Source organism: Oleiphilus sp. HI0043 (assembly GCF_001634935.1).
On record NZ_LWEY01000808.1, the window covers coordinates 1 to 700 of the forward strand.

General features: G+C 45.0%; 1 protein-coding gene. It reads left to right on the forward strand.

Going from position 1 to position 700, the window contains the following annotated elements; all coding sequences use genetic code 11:
- A partial coding sequence (locus tag A3729_RS09250) for an HD-GYP domain-containing protein (RefSeq protein WP_156497835.1) occupies positions 1-700 on the forward strand: 700 nt, incomplete at both ends.

Here is a 700-nt window from a genome sequence, read left to right on the forward strand (position 1 = left end):
AATTGTTTGACTCGATTCGTAAGGCACAGAATAAGGTCTTGAAGGGCTTGGATCGCATGGATTTAACCAAGGAACTGGTTCGACAGTGTGGTTTAATCAGTGCTTATCCACTGCTATCTCAAAAGCTGACAGTTTTTGCAGATCGCTTATCGCCCCGTTTTAATTCAACTCAAAGTGCTACCGGTTTTGCAATACTCATTGCGCTTGAGCTTGGACTCAATGATGAAGATATGGAAGTTGTCTTCACCGCAACACAAATGCATGATGCAGGCTTCTTGAATATTGACCCTGATATTGCTGCCATTTTTGACAAGCTTCCCGATAGCGAAAAGCGACAAATGTATGTGCAGCAGTTGTCTTTGGGGGGCGAGTTTCTTGAAAATATACCTAATCTGTCCGAGCGGGTAGGGCGTGCAGTCAAAGAGCATAAAGAACGTAAAGACGGTTCAGGCTGGCCGCAAGGCATTATCGGAGATAAGCATAGTCTCGATGCTCAGGTTGTTGGTCTTGCTGTTATGCTTGATGAAGCCTATCGAAAAAAATTGCGTCCGAGAGGTTATGGGCCTTCTCAGTTAATTCCTTTAATTCAGGCTGAATCAGAGGCGGTTGATCGTGATATATGTCATGCTGTCGTCGAGATGCTGCGTAAGAATGCCCAGGGCCTTGCTCAAGTTATCCCCATAGAGTTTATGCCCAAACT